15 protein-coding genes are annotated in these 17,580 nt (G+C 55.6%); 3 read left to right on the top strand and 12 right to left on the bottom strand.

Annotated elements, in window-relative coordinates:
* Positions 1 to 103: 103 nt before the first annotated feature.
* Entirely contained in the window at positions 104 to 295 is a 192-nt protein-coding gene (locus HYD27_RS12690) for a hypothetical protein (RefSeq protein WP_219215612.1), read from the bottom strand.
* Entirely contained in the window at positions 288 to 1,133 is an 846-nt protein-coding gene (locus HYD27_RS12695) for a helix-turn-helix transcriptional regulator (RefSeq protein WP_219215615.1), read from the bottom strand. The genes HYD27_RS12690 and HYD27_RS12695 overlap by 8 nt, the downstream gene beginning before the upstream one ends.
* A gap of 218 nt (positions 1,134 to 1,351) precedes the next feature.
* Here HYD27_RS12695 and HYD27_RS12700 point away from each other — a divergent pair, with 218 nt between their 5' ends.
* The gene (locus HYD27_RS12700; RefSeq protein WP_219215617.1) at positions 1,352 to 3,247 is read left to right on the top strand and encodes an acyltransferase; all 1,896 of its coding nucleotides are present in this window, start codon (positions 1,352 to 1,354) and stop codon (positions 3,245 to 3,247) included.
* A 457-nt stretch (positions 3,248 to 3,704) separates the two neighbouring features.
* On the opposite strand, the gene HYD27_RS12705 is transcribed toward HYD27_RS12700, so the two are convergent.
* Positions 3,705 to 3,911 carry a hypothetical protein gene (locus tag HYD27_RS12705; RefSeq protein ID WP_219215619.1) on the bottom strand — a complete coding sequence of 69 codons (207 nt, stop codon included), beginning with the start codon at positions 3,909 to 3,911 and terminating at the stop codon, positions 3,705 to 3,707.
* Positions 3,912 to 3,929: 18 nt separating this feature from the next.
* Positions 3,930 to 4,511 (bottom strand): ATP-dependent Clp endopeptidase proteolytic subunit ClpP, encoded by a 582-nt coding sequence (gene clpP, locus HYD27_RS12710; protein WP_304623767.1) that lies wholly within the window; start codon positions 4,509 to 4,511, stop codon positions 3,930 to 3,932.
* A 185-nt stretch (positions 4,512 to 4,696) separates the two neighbouring features.
* On the opposite strand from clpP, the gene HYD27_RS12715 reads away from it, so the two are divergent.
* Together HYD27_RS12715 and HYD27_RS12720 are read left to right on the top strand one after the other, a co-directional pair.
* Positions 4,697 to 5,464 carry an RNA polymerase sigma factor gene (locus tag HYD27_RS12715; RefSeq protein WP_219215623.1) on the top strand — a complete coding sequence of 256 codons (768 nt, stop codon included), beginning with the start codon at positions 4,697 to 4,699 and terminating at the stop codon, positions 5,462 to 5,464.
* Positions 5,465 to 5,727: 263 nt separating this feature from the next.
* Positions 5,728 to 6,621 carry an NAD-dependent epimerase/dehydratase family protein gene (locus HYD27_RS12720; RefSeq protein ID WP_219215625.1) on the top strand — a complete coding sequence of 298 codons (894 nt, stop codon included), beginning with the start codon at positions 5,728 to 5,730 and terminating at the stop codon, positions 6,619 to 6,621.
* Here HYD27_RS12720 and HYD27_RS12725 read toward each other — a convergent pair.
* The 8 genes from HYD27_RS12725 to HYD27_RS12760 form a co-directional block, all read right to left on the bottom strand.
* Complete coding sequence (locus HYD27_RS12725; RefSeq protein WP_219215627.1) at positions 6,601 to 8,418, bottom strand: methyl-accepting chemotaxis protein; 1,818 nt, start codon at positions 8,416 to 8,418, stop codon at positions 6,601 to 6,603. The two genes, HYD27_RS12720 and HYD27_RS12725, sit on opposite strands and share 21 nt — an antisense overlap.
* A gap of 190 nt (positions 8,419 to 8,608) precedes the next feature.
* The gene (locus HYD27_RS12730) at positions 8,609 to 9,340 is read right to left on the bottom strand and encodes a helix-turn-helix transcriptional regulator (RefSeq protein ID WP_228745107.1); all 732 of its coding nucleotides are present in this window, start codon (positions 9,338 to 9,340) and stop codon (positions 8,609 to 8,611) included.
* 1,706 nt (positions 9,341 to 11,046) lie between these two features.
* Positions 11,047 to 11,463 carry a VOC family protein gene (locus HYD27_RS12735; protein ID WP_219215631.1) on the bottom strand — a complete coding sequence of 139 codons (417 nt, stop codon included), beginning with the start codon at positions 11,461 to 11,463 and terminating at the stop codon, positions 11,047 to 11,049.
* Positions 11,464 to 11,683: 220 nt separating this feature from the next.
* Positions 11,684 to 11,881: a hypothetical protein gene (locus HYD27_RS12740; protein WP_219215632.1), complete on the bottom strand. Its 198-nt coding sequence runs from the start codon at positions 11,879 to 11,881 to the stop codon at positions 11,684 to 11,686.
* A 45-nt stretch (positions 11,882 to 11,926) separates the two neighbouring features.
* A complete protein-coding gene (locus tag HYD27_RS12745) occupies positions 11,927 to 13,255 on the bottom strand; it encodes an N-acetylglucosamine-6-phosphate deacetylase (RefSeq protein WP_228745098.1) in 1,329 nt (442 codons plus the stop codon).
* A complete protein-coding gene (locus tag HYD27_RS12750) occupies positions 13,252 to 14,028 on the bottom strand; it encodes a glucosamine-6-phosphate deaminase (RefSeq protein ID WP_219215634.1) in 777 nt (258 codons plus the stop codon). The genes HYD27_RS12745 and HYD27_RS12750 overlap by 4 nt, the downstream gene beginning before the upstream one ends.
* Positions 14,028 to 15,671 carry a response regulator transcription factor gene (locus HYD27_RS12755; RefSeq protein WP_219215636.1) on the bottom strand — a complete coding sequence of 548 codons (1,644 nt, stop codon included), beginning with the start codon at positions 15,669 to 15,671 and terminating at the stop codon, positions 14,028 to 14,030. Before HYD27_RS12755 ends, HYD27_RS12750 begins: the two co-directional genes overlap by 1 nt.
* Complete coding sequence (locus HYD27_RS12760; protein WP_219215638.1) at positions 15,664 to 17,493, bottom strand: sensor histidine kinase; 1,830 nt, start codon at positions 17,491 to 17,493, stop codon at positions 15,664 to 15,666. The genes HYD27_RS12755 and HYD27_RS12760 overlap by 8 nt, the downstream gene beginning before the upstream one ends.
* Positions 17,494 to 17,580 lie beyond the last annotated feature (87 nt).

Here is a 17,580-nt window from a genome sequence, read left to right on the forward strand (position 1 = left end):
GTTAAGTATATTGATAACCATTCTCAATGGCAATGACAGAACGAGTACTTTTTGTAAATACAAACACAAATAAGGCCATTCCCTGCCGCTGCCGACAAACACTTTAAATTTGAAAATCCATCTCCCTGCCGTCCGTCTCCCCGCTCATTGTGCAATCGTCAAGAATCAGCCGGCAGTTAACAGCATTCCGGCCTTGAACCTTGCCTCCGGTAAGATAGTGCGGATACATCCAGCTGCTGGCCGCGCGGAATCTGAGCGGTTCATACGCTGTCACCGCAAATCCGCCCTCAGACATGGGCTCCGCCCCTTTCGCACAAACCGCTCCGCAGCGCCGACGGCGGCTGCCCGCTGCGCCGCTTATAGCTTTTGCTGAAATGAAACTCGTCACTGTAGCCGCAGGCCGCGGCAATCTCCTTCATCGTCAGGCTGGTATACAGCAGCTGCTTCTTCGCGTGCTCATGGCGGATATCACTTAAATAGGCTTTGGGACTCTTCTGCAGATACTGGTGAAAAAGACTGCGCAAATACGAGGAAGAGACGCCGAACCGTTCCGCTGTTTCACGGATCAGCAGAGGCTCGCTGTAGCTGCGCTCCAGATGATCCTTGGCCTGCAGAAAAATGTCATACCCCAGTCCTTTATCCGCTCTTGCGGAGGCCTCGGTTTGAAGCATTTTATACATGATCTGATAGAGCAGTGATTTGGTTATCAGCTCGCTCTCCACCTGTCCCGGCACCCAGTCCGAGGTTATCTGCTTAAAAAGACGGGCGAGCGCACCGGCGGGCTCTCCTTCCGGCTTCAGCATGAACCTCAGCGGCAGTGCGCCCAGCGGCTTCAGTCCGCCCTCATTCCCCGGGGAAGGGGACAGCGTGAACAGAGACAGGAGCACCATTGCAATCCGCAGCGGGTAGCCGCCATGCGATTCCATCTCCATAGCCAGCCCGGGCCGCAAGTAGAACAGCATTCCCGCTTCTGCCGGAAATTCGCCATCCGTACGGAAGGTTCCCTTCCCCTCCTGAATCCAATAAAAGCTGTGCACATGCACATTCTGACGGATATCCTTCCAGCGGGGAAGGGTGACTTTATCGTGAATCCAGTGAATATCAATGGCAAGATTGTGCAGAGTCTCTTCCATGGCAAGCTCCTTCTGCTGCTGGATGCATAATTCCCTGTGCAGTATTCATATTGGTTTCAGCATAGAATGCTGAAGCGTTTTTGACAAGGGATTCGCGTTCATAATGCCATGTTTATTTCCCCGGCAGGCTGCTAAACTGAGAGCGGCAAATGGAAACAAGGATAATCAGCTTGAAGCTTGTAAAGCCAAGCAGTAAAGCGACGAAGGAGAGAGTTTATATGCCGGAGATGTATTATGCCAGAAGGCGGGCCCTCGATTATACACCCTGGATCGAAAAAAACGCCCAGGAACGGCAGGAGCAGTCAGCCTATCAGCAGCAATTGGCCGCAGAATATGCGTGTACGTTTGGCGGGGAGTGCTTTGTGTCCCCGGAGGCTGTGATTCTGCCGGATGAGCTGCACATGGGGGATCGCAGCTATGTCGCAGGAGCAGCCATTATCCGCTGTGCCCGCGTGGTTATGGGCAGCGACTGCTCCATCAACAGCTACAGTGTGTTGTCCGGAAATATCACCATGGGCAACGGGGTCCGCATTGCTTCGCATGCCAGCATTTACGGCTTCAACCACGGCTATGAATCGGCGGAGCAGCCTATCTTCCGGCAGCCGGTGAGCAGCAAGGGAATTCAGATCGGCGATGATGTATGGATCGGCGCTAACGCCGTCATTCTGGACGGCGTGCACATCGGCTCACACAGCATTATCGGCGCCGGCTCCGTTGTCACCAGGGATGTTGCCCCATACAGCATCATGGGCGGCAATCCGGCAAGGCTCATCCGCAGCAGACGGCCGGGAGAGCCGGCGGCCCGGCAGGAGGCTGAGGAATGGGCCGGCTTGTCCGGGCTGAGGGAGGGCGCGGCAAGCCCCCCTGCGAGCATCCCGTTCGCTGATGGAACAATGGCGGGCCAGGCTGCCCATGCGGGATCAGAGACGGAAATAGACGGGGTACTGGCAGCTGGGGATCGGCTAAGGGCAGACGGAACCCGGACACAAGCGGATGCGCTGGGTCAAGCGGAAAGGGACGGCCTGACGCATGGCGGCGGGAAGATGAATACATTGGCGCAGCGGTTGGAAGCTTTCGGGGCAGATGCAAGGAGTCAGTTGGATTCGCTGCTGAAGCATTATTCCTGTTCAGCAGAAGAAGAAGACTGTTTCCTGGACCGCCCCGGAGCGGGACGCACAGTCAGAGCCTACTGCGATGCGGTCGAAATCGCAGCGATGTTCGGCGGCCTGCCGCCAGGGTGGACGCGTGAGCAGCTGATCGGCAGGCTCCGGGGCTTTCAGGACATTCATACCGGCCTGCTGCCCGATCCATGGTCACCGCCCGATCCTGAAGAGTACCGGCCCGAGCTGCTGAGCGACCACCTGGCCCGGTACCATCTGCTGGCGGTTGGCTATGCGCTGGAGACACTGGGTTCTTCGCTGCTCCAGCCCGTCCATGTTATTGAGAACATGAGTACTGTGACGCTGTACCGGCAATTGGCTGCCCTGCCCTGGACCGATAATGCCTGGGGCTGCGGCGACTGGATCGATTGCTATGCTACCGGACTGTATCTTAACCTCCGGCATTTCGGGTCCCGCAAGCGGCCTGACGACTTGTTCGGCTGGCTCACCACGCACTGCTGTGCAGAATCCGGCCTGTGGGGAAGACCGTCTTCCGGTGAAGGCTGGCTTCAGCCGGTCAACGGCTTTTACCGGCTGACCCGTGCAACCTATGCCCAGTTCGGCCTCCCTCTGCCTTATCCGCAGCAGACCATTGACACCGTGCTGGCGCACAGCCGTGACCGCAGATTTTTCCGGCCGGACCTGCTGAATGCCTGCAATGTGCTGGATGTAGCCCACCCGCTCTGGCTCTGCGTCAGGCAGGCCGGCTACCGCCAAACGGAAATTAAGGCGTGGGCGGAAGATATGCTTGGCGAAGCGGTGAGCTCCTGGGTTCCGGGACGCGGCTTCGCTTTTGTATTATCTCAACCGCAGGCTACAGGTCTGCAGGGGACGGAAATGTGGCTGAGCATCGTCTATCTGCTGGCTGATATTTGCGGATTAAGCCGGCAGTTGGGCTACAGCCCCAAAGGCGTGCACCGCACGGAGCCCGCCTTTTCGCTGGATAAGGGATGATGCGGGCTGTGGCTGTCGGCTGGGGCTGCGAGGTGTGTGTCGGCTGGGTCTGGGGCTGGCCTGCTGCAGGCTAGCAAACTTTTTCAAACCCAAGCTCCCGAGGTAGCTTACAGCGGGAATTTTTACACTTAAAACGAATAGATCCCTTAAATCCCAGTTGCTAGTTGTATTTTCTACACTTAATTCCGGTGAATTCTGCCTATTGCGGATTCCAGGGGGCAATTAGTTTCACTTTTTACACTTAAAACTCGCAGAATCGCCGAATTCCTCTGATTAGTGTTACTTTTTACACTTAGGTCTGGTTGAGCAGCCATTTGAAGCACCCGCACATGAACCGGCATCAGCCCAAACAGCCTCCACTTCCCCATGGGGGAAATGAAGGCTGTTGATTGCGGCGTTTTTGCCTTATCCCGCTGCATCTTTCGAACCGGACAGACTGGCTCCTTGAATCCTAAGCCTACTGGCCGAATCCGACCCGGGGACGCTCACGCTCTTTTGTCTCCACAGCCACGGCGCGGATCGAGGTGATTGGGATATACAGCACCTGATATTCCGTACGGTACTTCACGAACCGCTCATCAATTTCCTCCAATACGCCGCCTCTGACACTGGAACCATCCAGAAAATTCACAGATACCTCTTGGCCTCGCAAGGCTTCCAGCATTTCAATCCGCTCCTTCGTTTAAAGTTTGGTGATTACTTTGTCGATAATGCCGTATTCCAGCGCCTCTTGGGCCGACATGAAATAATCCCGGTCCATATCCTTCGCGATCTTCTCCGCCGGCTGGCCCGTGCGCTCCGCACTGATCTGCACAAGCTTTTCCCTAACCTGCAGGATCCGGCGCGCGCTGATGGCAATATCGCTGGCCTGGCCCTGGGCACCCCCATGCGGCTGATGAATCATAATCTCGCTGTTCGGGAGCGCATACCGTTTGCCGGTAGCTCCAGCCAGCAGCAGAAGTGAAGCAAATGAAGCGGCAAACCCGGTGCAGATTGAACTGACCTGCGGTTTGATTACCTGCATCGTATCATAAATGCCAAAGCCTGCGGTAGTCGAGCCTCCCGGGCTGTTGATATACATCTGGATATCCTTCTCCGGCTCATCTGCCGCCAGGAACAGCAATTGGGCGATAATACTGTTCGCCAGCTGATCATCGATCGCCGCACCTACGAACACAATCCGGTCCTTCAGCAGCCGGGAATAAATATCGTAGGAGCGCTCCCCCCTGCTTGTTTGTTCAATAACGTAAGGAACTATGCTCATATTGTTCATGCCTCCTGTGGATTGCTTTTGTTTTATACCCTGTAAACGGATGGAATCAGCCAAAGGATACGGCTGGCCCGGTAAAATAAAGCTTTACTCTCAGCGTATCCTTTACATTGTGCGGATCGTTTATATAATTAGAGGCAACAGAAAACTCAGCTTAACCGAATAGGAGATGATCGCAAGTGAAGGTCCTTGAATCATATAGCACTGGCATATTAATGGATGAACAAAAGCTGCTCCCGCTCCGCGAGGCTCTGTACCGGTATTGCCTGTCATTGACCCGCTCCCGCGTTGAAGCGGAAGATTTGGCCCAGGACACCTGGAGCAAATCGCTGGCCTATGAGAAGTTCGCGGACAACCCGAATCCCGAGGCGCTGCTGCTGCGGATTGCCAAAAACACATGGATTGATGCCCTGCGGCGCCAAGCTTCGCGCGGACGCGTGCTGGAGCACGCACATGCTGCGGCCGCGCCAGACCACTTACGGATTGCGGAGCCGTCACCGGAGAACAGCCTGACTGAAATGGAGCTGGCTTTCCAGGCGCTGATCCGGCATTTATCTCCGCTGCAAAGAACAGTGTTCGTGATGCGCGATGTGCTGGGCTATCCGGCCGGCGAAACGGCAGAGATCCTCGAGACCACCGAAGGAGCTGTGAAAGCGGCGCTGCACCGGGCACGCCAGGCGCTTGGCGCGGTCCGCAAGGAGCTTGCGGAGGGCGGAGGACCTGCGCAGCCGCAGGATATGGATTTGCGGATTTTGCTGCGGGCGCTGGCCGAGTCCTATGACAAAGGCCAGCTGCCGGTGCTGCTGGAGCTGCTCCGCCGGGAGACAGCCGCAGAGATAACGATGGCTGTAGGTTACGGCACCGTGCAGGCGCTGCATTTAAGCGGAGGACTGTCCGGTGCCGGTATGTCGGCTGGCAGCATGGCGATGCTGCGGATGGCAGCGTAGCTGGCGGCAGCGGCTAAAGCGGCGTTAACCCGCTGGCGCTGGGGCGGCGGGCAGGGCGGCGTCAAACCGCTGGCGCTGGGGCGGCGGACAGAGCGGCGTCAAACCGCTGGCGCTGGGGCGGCGTTGCGGCTAGCCGCTATCAAGCCGGCGCGATAAGCTGCTGCGGACAGAGGCTCACGAGCCTCCTTGGCCCAGTCAGCTTCGCAGCACAGCGATTTTCCAGGAAGCGGTCCTTCCACAAAACTTTTAGGAGTGAATACACAATGAGGAACATCCTTGTACTCGGGGGAACCCGTTTTTTTGGCAAACGGTTAGTGGAGCGCCTGCTGCAGGACGCAGATACCAGGGTAACGATTCTTACACGTGGATTGACGGAGGACGGCTTTGGCGAAAATGTTAACCGCTTGAACGTGGACCGCTCGGATGCGGCAGCGCTTGCTGAAGCTGTGGGGGATGCCGCATGGGATGTGGTCTATGACAACATCTGCTTTTCCCCGGATGAGGCGGCTGCAGCCGCCCGTATATTTGCGGACTCCGCCAAGCGTTACATTCTGACCTCCAGCCTGTCTGTGTATGATCCAAGGCCGGAGATTCTCCGTGAAGCAGACTTTGAGCCGGATACCTATCCGCTGCGGCTGGGAGCGAAGGAGGATTTCAGCTACCAGGAGGGTAAAAGACTGGCTGAAACGGTGCTTTTGAGCCAAGCTGCTTTTCCGGTGGCTGCGGTCCGCTTTCCGATTGTGCTGGGGACAGATGATTATACGAAGCGGCTGCATTTTCACATTGAGCATGTACTTGAGGGCAAAACCATCGGCGTCCCCAATCCGGATGCGGTAATCTCGTTCATCCGTTCCGACGAGGCGGCAGAGTTCCTGTATTGGCTCGGCTTCTCCCCTCTGAGTGGCCCTGTGAATGCCTGTTCGGACGGAGCGCTGGCGATCGGGGATATCCTGTCCATCATCGGACAGGCGGCCGGGCAAGAACCGCTTGTTCTAAGTGAAGCAGCTGACGGGGATATGTCTCCGTTTGGAATCGAGGAGTCCTGGCGTATGGATACAGCAAAAGCCCGCGGGGCGGGCTTCCACTTCCTGAAGCTTGCCGAATGGTTCCCGGAGCTGGTCATGGCCCTGACTGCTTCACTCCGCCGCCGCCCGTAGCTGTCCGGGGGATTCCACATTCTCCGCTCCGGATTCTTTCATAGTTAGCAGCAGGCCGGCCGGAGCATCCGTTCCGGTCTCTTCTTCGATTTTGAACACATTGATTTCCCGGAACAGCTGCTGAGAAATCCCATTGATCTCTACCGCCTGCCGGGCAATGTCGCTGACCGCCAGATCCTGCTGGATGCTGGAAGCGTTGACCTCCTGCACGCCTGCCGCCGTCTGCCCGGCTACAGCAGCAACAGAATGTACAGATTCAGCCAGCCGCGCGTTAATCTTCCGGGTCTGCTCCACCTTCTGATGAATTTGTCCAATCTGGAGGCTGATTCCGGTAATCGATTCGTCAATCGCCTCGAAGGAGGCAAGGGTCTCCACCACCTGGTGATCCTGCTGCTCCAGGCTTTTTTTGCTTTCCAGCATGTATTCCTGAAAATCCGCCATGTTATCCTGCAGCTCACCGATAATCCTGCTGATATGTATGGACGAATCATTTGTCTGCACGGATAAATGCCTGACCTCATCGGCGATAACGGCAAAGCCTTTGCCTGAGGCCCCGGCCCTTGCTGCTTCAATGGCGGCGTTCAGAGACAGGATATTGGTCTGCTTCGAAATTTCCGTAATTGAGCTGGTAATGCGCGAAATATCAGCGGATTGCTGAACAAGCTTCTCCAGGGCCTCATATACCTGTGTGATGGAAGCATTGGACTTTCGGGAAATCTGCCGGAGCGCGTTCACCGTATCAGAGCCCTTGCGTGTATTCCGGTTGGCCGTTTCACTGGACCGGAGCATCCCATCCGTATAATCCGTAATTTCCAGAACCTCGCGTTCCAGCTCCTGCAGCAGCACTGAGCTCTGTTCAGACTGCACCGCCTGCTGCTCGGCCCCTACGGAAATTTCCCGGATGGTGCGGAGAATATCCTGATTGGTATGGGCGGTAATTGTAGCGGACTGCTGGAAAGAATGCGAATAATCCGCAAGTGAAGAAGCCGCGGTTAGGGTCTGCCGCAGCATGTCGCGCACCCGGCGCACCATATGATCGAAATGCTTGCTCAGCCGTCCAAGCTCATCATTATAAGGAGAGTTGATCTGCTGCCGCAAGTCTCCTTCGGCGATCTCCCGCAGGGCTGCCTGCAGCTTGCCGACCGGCGACACAAAAGAACGGATCAGCAGCCAGCCAAGCAGCAGCGTGAACAGAAATACGCCTCCTGCCGCATAGACTACGATTGAAACCGTATGGTCCAGCAAAAGAAAAGAATAATTCTGCGCCTGCTCGGCATTATCCGCCGCTGCGGCATACAGCTTGCCGTTTGTCTCCAGCATGGACTGGCTCAATGCCAATGCCTTCGTATGTAAGTCATCAATTTGTTCCAGCACAGTCAATGGATCGAGGCTGTCGTCTCCCATGGTCTTAACCAGTTGATCAAAGATCCCGCTATATTCTGCAGCCTGCGTCCGCAGCAGCTCCAAAATTTGGGATGCCGGCGTATCCGCCTCAAAATTCACTGCCGAAAGTTCCCCGGCAAGCTGCTGCTGCTTGTCCTCAAACAGCCCCGCCAGCTCCAGATCACTGGATTCGGCAAGCGCAGTCTCTGCACGATTCAGCTCCTGCAGCAGTCCCGTGACCGTTGAGACAGTGATTCTCTTTTCCATCTCTGTTTTTTGTTGTTCCATGGAAAGCTCCACTTGGCCGATCTTGTTCCCTTGGTACAATGCGACCCCCAGGAAAATAAGTGTAATGGCCGAGAAACTTAGAATCAGCTTCCATTTCATAGAAAAGTGCAGCAGGTTTCCCTTCAAGAGTATCATCCCTTCATATCAAGCTTCGCTTACAATAGGTATATTTTACTAACACACTCATTGTAGAAGCTGGATATTAACTGCTCTCCTGTCTTTTGTATGCGAATCGTAAAGAATCCGTTGCGGAAAGGTTAACAATGGGTATCGGGAACAGCCTTAAGCCTATGCTTCCTTCTGTCGCAAAGCGCTGTTATCTGACGGAAATCCGGTTCAGGAACCGGTTCATGAGCAGCGGCAGGGAGATTAGAATCGGCGGGCCGTCCAGTCTTGGGGGATGCAGGGTAACTTGCTGATGGGGAACCGGGGAGCCCGGGCCGACATGGATCGGGGCCTTCGATCTGGTGCGCAGCGTGGCATGCGGAAGCAAGAAATCCATGGTCCGTGTCCCCCATGAAATGGAGGTAGCCAGCAGGTAATAAGTCCCGGGCTCGACAGAATTGAAATGAAAATGCCCCAGCGAAGAAAGCAGGGTGCCATAAAGAGGCAGTCCCTCGGGAATCGGTTTGGCGAAGAGGCCAATCAGAATAATCCCGTCAAAAGGAACCTCCGCAGAAACAGTACCGTGTACGGAAGAAGGCAGCCTGCTGATGGAGTAAAAGGGCCGCCAGTCCTGCAGCTTCCTCAGCGAGTCCATCTGCTCTCCGGCATATTGCACCGAATTGCGGAATTCCGCCGGAGACATTCCCACCCGTGCAGCAAAACGGGATGTAAAGGTACCAAGGCTCTGCTGCCCGATCTCCAGCGAAATATCGCGGACCGTGAGACCCGTGCGCAGCAGCATGTCCTTCGCCCGCTGCAGACGATGGGAGGATACATAGTGCAACGGCGACAGGCCGGTCCGCTCTTTAAAAATGCGGGCAAAGTGATAGGGGCTGTACCCGGCATAGCGCGCCAGTCGCTCAAGCGGAAGATGATCATACATATGCTGATGAATGAAGGCGATAACCCCATCGATCTCTGCAAACCTTTCTGCCAAAATAAGCTTCACCCTTCTTCGGGGATTAATATCCGGAACGTAAGTTCGCATAAATAATATCACAAATTCAAATTAATTGGAACCCGCAAAATGCATCCATATGCAAGCAGTTGAAAAGGCTGGCATTTCAAGGCTGAAGGAGAATGCCATCCGGTCCGTTAGCACAGCTAAATACACAAAAATGAGCAAATAGCGGCTATACAATCCGGAATGAACATTCCCCTCCTTCCAATGTGTTGCCCGCGCCTGACCAAGCCCTTCCGGCCAATTCTAAAGCACTTTTACTTCTCATTTCGCCCCTAGCCCACTTCAGCAAGTCAAGGGTTCTTTTACGCAATCAATAAGCTTCGGCGCTTAAGCAGGAACTGGTTTAGGGTGATCAACAAATTTCAGATTTCACTAGTCCAAACTAACAAAATAACCCCACAAAGTAGGGCCTTGGCTTCGATGATGACTCAGATACTTTTCGGGGACCCCAAGACATATAAACCTGAATTTCGAAAGTGAACTGAACAAATCCAGATCGGACAAGGGATAACCCCTCTTTTTCCTTCACCCCTTTGGTGCAAGCCGTTTTTAGCAAGAAATCCCTTCGTGTAGAGCTTATTAGAGGATTTGTGGATACTTACTTTCGAAATTCAGGATAAATTCTGATCTTTCAAGTGGAAACGGCTTCGCCGTCCTTGACCGGGAACCCTTATGGGGAATACGCCCTAATTAAAATGAACTTGAACCATTCATTCAAAGGGCAGCCATTTTAGTGGTAAAAAGTATAACTAAAGTAGCTCATTCGGATACTGGATCATCCCTAGTGGGAAAAAGTACACCTAATTCGGCTAAAATCAGCCGTATGGAGGGAGCGGTTCTCTATTAAGTGTACAAAATCCCACTAAAGCCCGTTCAAGCCAGAATTCCAGACCATTAGTGTTACTTTTTACACTTCGCTTCCGTTCCCTATGAATCTCCTCCTTGCGTTCCATCCGCTTGTTCAGGTTAACCGGTTCCATTCCTCTACATTCAATTACCTTGTTGGCTCAACACCAAAATCAGCGGTTGACGATGTGAATGAAAGTCCGGCAGGTTCAGAGGGTTCTTCTGATCGCTGTTAAAGCCCGGTTTCCTGATTGGAATAAGATTGATGGTTGAATTTAGATGGAGCCAGCTTTTTCCCGCGATTCCTTTAAGACCTTTCCGTCCCTAACGCGGACGCAGCGATATTTGATTCCTCAGTGGTGCCGCGCAACGGCATGGGTGTCTTATCTTTCAAAATAACCCCACAAAGTGGGGCCTTGGCTTCGATGATAACTCAGGTACTTTGCGGGGACCCCAAAACATATAAAATCTGATCTTTTAAGCAGAAACGGCTTCGCCGTCCTTATAAGGGACGGGGTGTTTCAGTGAGAAATAGAAGGATCATTTAATGTGCAGAGCATATAAATGCTTATATTTTTAAGTGGAAACGGCTTCGCCGTCCTTATACGGACGGTATCCGTTTCAGCGAGAAAGATAAGGCTAATTTTTAGCGTGAAACATATAAAGTCTTATCTTTTAAAAAAAGCAGGCCCCGGTTGCCCGGAAGCCTGCCCAACTCTAGCGTTCCCTGTATATTCGATACGTTTGCAGCGCAAGGTCTGATTTTGTCCAAACTCAAGTTACGCCTGCTCCGGTGTTCCCTCTTCCATATACATGGTCTCCCAAAGATGGCCGTCGATGTCCTGGAAGCTCCAGCTGTACATGAAGCCGTGATCAACCGGATCATTATATTTCTTGCCTCCCGCTGCCAGCGCTTTATGCACCAGCTCGTCCACCTCAGCTCTGCTGGATGCAGAGAATGCCATAATCAATTCGGTGTGGCTGGAAGTGTCGGTGATCTCTTTGGACACAAAGCTTTTGAAAAACTCTTTAGTCAGCAGCATGGCAAAAGTGTTGTCACTGATGATCAGGCACGCGGCGTTCTCATCGGTATACTGCAGGTTGAATTCAAAGCCTAAAGCGGTAAAAAAGTTAATCGAAGCCTGCAGATCATTTACCGGCAAATTGACAAAAAGCTGGCCTGCCTTAAATCCCATTCTCGGATCACCTCTGCTAGTATTTGAATGTTTACCGCTCGATTATAGCATGAGGTGATCCGTGGAGTTTCTTCCCGATTGCTGGATTGAATCCGTCTTCTTGTGAACAATGCAGCCGCCTCGCGGGTTACTGCAGTGTTGCCCGGGAACAGGTACTGTGTTGGTACAATTGCGGCAACGCTGGAGCAGTTTTGCAAGTCCCTTCCAGTAGCAGGAGAAATTAAAAGGAGCCGTTCTGCGGCAGCAGCGCAACTGGAACAGTCCCACAAAACAACAACATAGGCAGCACAACAGAAACAGCGTTCATAAGCTGCCCTGCTTCAGCGCGCAATTGAAGTACTCCGGCAGCAGAAGTTGAGCAACACTCCAGGGCCTTCAGCAGCAGTTCAACAGCAGGGCCGCAGCAGTTCAGCAGCATCCCAGCAGCACTCCAGCAGAAAAAGCAGCAAGGCCAAATTCCGCACTACACCGTGCGGCAGACCCATTCTCCGGCCTTGCAGAGCGCTTCGAGTTCAAGGCTGCCGCCATGGCTGCGGCGCAGCAGCGCGAGATCGGCCGGTGCGCCGGGAACAAGGCCCGCGGCGGCGGGCAGCGCCATGAAGCCGGCGGGCCGGATCGACGCCATGTCCCAGGCGTCCGGGAAATCCGCCAGACCTGCCGCGGAGACATGCTCGATATGGCGCAGCAGCATCTGCGCCGAACCGGCCAGCAGTGCAGGCTGGCCGGCCAGGTGGAGCCGGCCCTCCGGAGTCAGCACGACGGCGCCGCCCACCGGCGTCACATAGCTGCCGGGAGGCAGGCCGCCGAGCGACACGGCGTCGCTGATCAGCAGCGCCTGCCGGCCTTTGACCTTCATGGCCACCTTCAGCACCTCATCCGGCAGATGGAAGCCGTCGGCAATCAGCGTGCACCACAGCCTTTCCTCCGCCAGCTGGGCCCACAGCATATTCGGGTGGCGCGGCAGCACCGGATGCGCGCCGTTGCCGAGATGCGTGGACAGCCGTGCTCCGGCAGCGGCGGCTCCGGCAATCTGCCTGCTGTCGGCCGAGGTATGGCCGATGGAGACCGTAACGCCCTGCTGCACGCAGTGGCGGATGAAATCTTCGCTGCCCTCCCATTCGGGGGACAGCGTCACAATGGAAATACGACCGCCTGCAGCCTCCTGCCAGCGGTCGAACAGGTCGATATCCGGCGGGCGGATATGCTCCAGTGAATGCGCGCCGCGCGGTCCGTCCTCGGGGGAGAGGAACGGACCTTCGAGATGGATGCCGCCGATGGTGCTTGCGGCGGCGCTGTCCTGCTCGCAGGCGAGCGCTATCGCCCGCATGGCTGCGGCAATCTTATCCGCCGCACCTGTGATTACGGTGGGGTAACAGGTGGTCACACCCTCCCGCCACAGGGTGCGAACCGCAAGCTTAACCTCCGCTGCCGTAAGCAGGGGATTGTTGAAATCATGTCCCCCATAGCCGTTGATCTGCAGGTCGACCAGGCCCGGGGCAACGATCGGCAGCCCTGCTGCCGCCTCTTGTTCTCCCGCAGCCCGCAGCGCCGCCTCTCGTTCTCCCGCTTGCCGCTTTGCTGCCGCCTCTACTTCTGCCTCTCCTGCTCCCGCAGCCCGCTTTGCTGCGGCTTCTCCTTCTCCGGCGCCCCAATTCGCTGCCGTCCGCTCCGCATCCATCTCCGCCGGCGGCGGCTCCGCTTCCCCCAGCGGCTCCAGCGCGGTTATGACCCCGCCTTCCAGATGAATCAGCAGCGCTTCCCCTGTGCGGTAATGCCGCGCTGCCACCTTCATTGGACCACCGCCCCGAAGGAATCCGTGTCCACAAACAGACGGCAGTCGCTGTGGCTGCGCAGGATGGTTGATGGACATGCCGTAGACAGCGGGTCATGCAGGGTACGCGCCACCGCATTTCGCTTGGTCGGTCCCGGCACCATGCAGAACAGCCAGGTGGCGGACATCAGAACAGGAATCGTCAGCGTCAGCGCCTGCTGCGGCACGGCCTCATAGGAAGGGAAGCAGCCGTCGTTCACCTGCTGCATCCGGCAGTCATGATCCAGCGTCACTGCCTTGACCGCCAGCGGGTCGCGGAAATCGGCCACCGGCGGATCATTGAAGGCCAGATGCCCGTTCTCTCCGATACCGAGGGCGACAATATCAATGGGGGCTTCGGCAAGCAGCCTGCTGTACCGCTCACATTCTTCTGCATGCTCCGCTGCAGGATTGATGTAATGCACCCGGCCCGGCTGAACCTTGTCGAACAGCGCTTCCCGCAGGAAGCTGCCGAAGGATTGCGGAGAACCCGACGGCAGACCCAGGTATTCGTCCATATGAAAAGCCGTAATCCGGCCCCAGTCGATATCCGGCATGGCGCCAAGCGCAGCCAGAAACTCATTTTGGGAAGGTGCGGCGGCAAAGATCATTCTAACGTTCCCTTTGCAGGCCAGCAGCGCACGGATGGCCGCAGCGGCTTCAAACGCAGCCGCTTCCCCAAGCATTTGACGGTTCGCGAACACGCGCACAAGCATTGATTCAGCCATTTCTGTATGAATAGGTGTCACCAGCATTATAAATAACGCCTCCTTGAGCCCTGTAGTTGTCCGTTCTTCGGCCCTTCCTCACCACGGAACTCGCCCGGGGTAGATCCGGTGTGCAGCTTGAACAGCTTCGTGAAATAGCTCTTGTTCTCGTAGCCGAGCTGTTCTGCGACCTGCTCCACGCTCTGCGGAGACTGGTCGAGCAGCTCCTTGGCATGCTCCATTTTGGTGTGGGTGACATAGTGGATGAAGCTCATGCCGGTCTCTTTCTTGAACAGGCGGCTGAAATAGCTGGAATTCAAATGTGTGTATTCCGCCACTTCCTCCAGTGTGATCTTCCGGTTCAGGTTCCTGTCCACATACTGCTTGACCTTCTTGATCTCATCCCGGCGGGTCTCCTGATACATCTCCCGGATATAGGGCAGCCGCTCGTAAAAGAACCCCATGGCCCATTCCTCAAGACTGTCGATATGATCCATGCCGGAAATCGTATCATGCAGCACCTCCAGCGAGAAGCTCGACTGAAACTGCTGGCGGGCCATCAGCCGCAGCTGATTATCATAGAGCAGCTTCAGCGTCCATTCCTTGACCTGGCGCGGAGGAAAACGCCTGCTGCGGATATATTCCATCCATTTCGCCACCAGTTCCGCAAGCCGCTGCGCGGACTCCTCCAGGAACGCCTCGCGGATTTCCCCGGAAGCCTCGGAGTAGCATGCAAACAGATCCTCCGTTGCAAAGGGCCGGATTTCCTTCAGCTCCAGCAATTCCCCCGGCTTAACATAAAAAGCATACTCCCGCCCTTGGGTCAGCAAGCTAATCATGCCCTCCCGGAAATGGCCGCTGCCCGGCGGGATGCTGATGTATTGCAAAGAAGCGGCAGCGCCTGTCCGCCCGATTGCCGCCCGCAGCCTGCCGAGCCTGGAGAGGTGGCCGGCGCTGCCGCTTTTTCCCGGCCCCCCGCCAAAGACCAGAACGCAGTCCCTGCCGCTGACCGGCAGGCACACTGCTCCTTCCCCATCCTGAAGCACCCCGGGCAGAGCCGATTCCACAAGTGCCATGACCGCCAAATCCCCGGCTGGCGTATCCTCTGCGCCCTTGCTGCATTTGATCCGGCAGAGCACGGCCAGACTCGCCGCAGCTTCCGTCCTAATGCCCAGCTCCGCCGCATCCGGCCCCCAGTCTCCAACCGGCGTCTCCCGGCTGACAATCCGCTGCAGCAGGTTCTGCTTCAGGAGCGTCTGCTGGCTCCGGGCCATGTTTTTCCATTTGAGCGTCTGGGCCTTTTCCTCATCCCTGCGCCGCAGCTCGCCGGTCAACTCCTTCAGCAAGCCGCCGATCATCTCCCGGCTGATCGTCTCCTTCAGAACATAATCGTTGACCATCAGCTTCACGGCCTGCTGGGCATAGGTGAAGTCATCCATGCACGACAGCACCGCCACCCGCAACTCCCCGTTCAGCATTTTCAGCTCACGGATCAGCTCGATCCCGTCCATATAAGGCATTCCGATGTCCGTGATCAGAATATCCGGCGGGCAGTCCCGGGCCTTCTCTAAGGCGACAAGGCCGTTTTTGCAAGTCGAATGCAGGCTGAGCCCGAGCTCGTTCCAGGGAATGACCGCTGTGAGAAAGTCCAGCACCGGCTGATCGTCGTCTACCAGCATTACGCTATACATGTTCTCCACTCTCCCTTTCATAGCCTTGATCCGGTATCGCCTCGGGAAGCACGAACAGGAAGGTGGTCCCCTCACCGGACTTACTGTCAATGGTGATTTGGAAGTCTGCGCCATAGGTCAAATACAGACGTTCATATACGTTGGATAAGCCGATATGCGCCAGCCGGATCGCTGATTGCGTATCCTGTTCCGGAAGTCCGGAGCTGCCGGTCTCGGCCCGCAAGCGTTCAAGGGTAGGCCCGTCCATACCCCGGCCGTTGTCCCTGATGCTGATCGACAGCCGGTGCTCCTTCGTCCAGGTACGGATCTGAATCGTGCCGCTCTCCTGCTTCAGCCCGTGGATATAAGCGTTCTCTATGACCGGCTGCAGCAGAAACCGGGGGAGTACTATGCCAAGGCTCTCCGAAGTGCAGTCTGTCTCAAGCGTTACTTCATCGGCCTGCCGGAAATTGAGCAGCTCTACATAGCTGCTGATAATCAGCAGCTCATCATGCAGGGTGGTATACTCGTCCCGCTGCTGAATGGTCATGCGGAGCAGCCGTGAGAGCGAGAACAGCAGCTCCGCATTCTCTTCGTCGCCCTTCATCATAATGCGCAGGCGGATCGAATTGAGGATATTGAACAGGAAATGCGGATTGATCTGTGATTGCAGCATGGCCAGCTCGGCTTTGCGCTTCTGTGCCTGCTCGACCTTGATCTGGATAATCATCTTCTCCACCCGGTCCAGCATATGGTCAAAGGATTTGCCCAGCCGTCCGATTTCGTCATGCCCGCGCACACCGGAGCGTATGCCCAGTTCCCCGAGCTCCACTCTCGCCGCCACACTGTCCAGCCGGATTACCGGCTTCGTGAACTGGCGGACCAGCACCACCAGAATCAGCAGAAAAAAAGCGCCGGAGACAATCTGCACCGCCGTACTCCAGCGGTGGGTCGCGCTGATTTGCCTAACCGCCTCCAGATAGGGAGACAAGCTTACGATCCGGTATTTCCCATAGGGAAGCTCCAGACTGCTAAGCAGGTATTTTTCCCCATTGTAATCAATAAACCCGGAGTCTCCGGCCGTTTCCAGCTTATCTGCCAGCGCAAAGGGCTGATCAAGCAAGCTTTTGTCCCTTGAAGCGATTACCGCCCCATCCGGTCCGATGAGCAGCGTCTCCTGCCCGCGCTGGTTGTCGTTAAAAATCTGGCTGATCCGGCTTTCATCAATACTGACGATAATATACGCATAAATCGAGCTTGAGGACAGCTTGAGGTTGCGGCCGATTGTCAGCACCTGCGGGCTGTCCGCTGCCAGTGCAGGAATATAATTGTTCAGCACCCCCGCCCAATAGAGATCAAAGACCGGCTGCTGCCGGATCTTGTCCATCCACGGCTGGAGCAGCAGTGTTTTCACATCAAAACTGCCCAAGGCATAATTGGTATAAGACTGGCCATCGGAGGTGAGAACAGTCACATAGGTTTTCTCCATCATGGAGGTCACATTGTCCAGCTTCCTGGTAACCTCTGAGAATTGAAGCACACTTTGTGCCGGGTCCGGCTGCTGCAGCTTGCTGCGCTGCCAGTTTTCTTTGAGAATGCGGGTAATGCCGGTATCAAATTGAATATAATTCGATACCAGCACCAGATTGCTTAGCAGATTGGAAATATACATACTCTCCTGCTCCAGCGAACGGCGCTCGTTCTGTATCACCTGGGAGCGGAGAATATGCTCAGTATAGGAATTTGAAATATACAGCGTAATGGAGGCGGGAAGCAGCAGACAGAGCAGCGAGGCGACGAGAAGTTTGTTGCGGAAACCGAGCTTCCATCCTTTTGGCAGCAATGGCAATCCCCCTTCACACTCTTCGTTGCTTCTATCATATCAGCTTTCCGCCATGAACAGCTTATTTTCCAGCAAAATTCGACATTC

This window comes from Paenibacillus sp. S150 (assembly GCF_019352175.1).
Taxonomy (GTDB): Bacteria; Bacillota; Bacilli; order Paenibacillales; family Paenibacillaceae; genus Paenibacillus_AQ.

What these genes read in the sequence shown, in the direction of transcription:
- HYD27_RS12690 (WP_219215612.1), bottom strand. Translation starts at nt 295, where the DNA reads ATGTCTGAGGGCGGATTTGCGGTGACAGCGTATGAACCGCTCAGATTC.
- HYD27_RS12695 (WP_219215615.1), bottom strand. Translation starts at nt 1,133, where the DNA reads ATGGAAGAGACTCTGCACAATCTTGCCATTGATATTCACTGGATTCAC.
- HYD27_RS12700 (WP_219215617.1), top strand. Translation starts at nt 1,352, where the DNA reads ATGCCGGAGATGTATTATGCCAGAAGGCGGGCCCTCGATTATACACCC.
- HYD27_RS12705 (WP_219215619.1), bottom strand. Translation starts at nt 3,911, where the DNA reads ATGCTGGAAGCCTTGCGAGGCCAAGAGGTATCTGTGAATTTTCTGGAT.
- clpP (WP_304623767.1), bottom strand. Translation starts at nt 4,511, where the DNA reads ATGAGCATAGTTCCTTACGTTATTGAACAAACAAGCAGGGGGGAGCGC.
- HYD27_RS12720 (WP_219215625.1), top strand. Translation starts at nt 5,728, where the DNA reads ATGAGGAACATCCTTGTACTCGGGGGAACCCGTTTTTTTGGCAAACGG.
- HYD27_RS12730 (WP_228745107.1), bottom strand. Translation starts at nt 9,340, where the DNA reads ATGTATGATCATCTTCCGCTTGAGCGACTGGCGCGCTATGCCGGGTAC.
- HYD27_RS12735 (WP_219215631.1), bottom strand. Translation starts at nt 11,463, where the DNA reads ATGGGATTTAAGGCAGGCCAGCTTTTTGTCAATTTGCCGGTAAATGAT.
- HYD27_RS12740 (WP_219215632.1), bottom strand. Translation starts at nt 11,881, where the DNA reads ATGCTGCTGAACTGCTGCGGCCCTGCTGTTGAACTGCTGCTGAAGGCC.
- HYD27_RS12745 (WP_228745098.1), bottom strand. Translation starts at nt 13,255, where the DNA reads ATGAAGGTGGCAGCGCGGCATTACCGCACAGGGGAAGCGCTGCTGATT.
- HYD27_RS12750 (WP_219215634.1), bottom strand. Translation starts at nt 14,028, where the DNA reads ATGCTGGTGACACCTATTCATACAGAAATGGCTGAATCAATGCTTGTG.
- HYD27_RS12755 (WP_219215636.1), bottom strand. Translation starts at nt 15,671, where the DNA reads ATGTATAGCGTAATGCTGGTAGACGACGATCAGCCGGTGCTGGACTTT.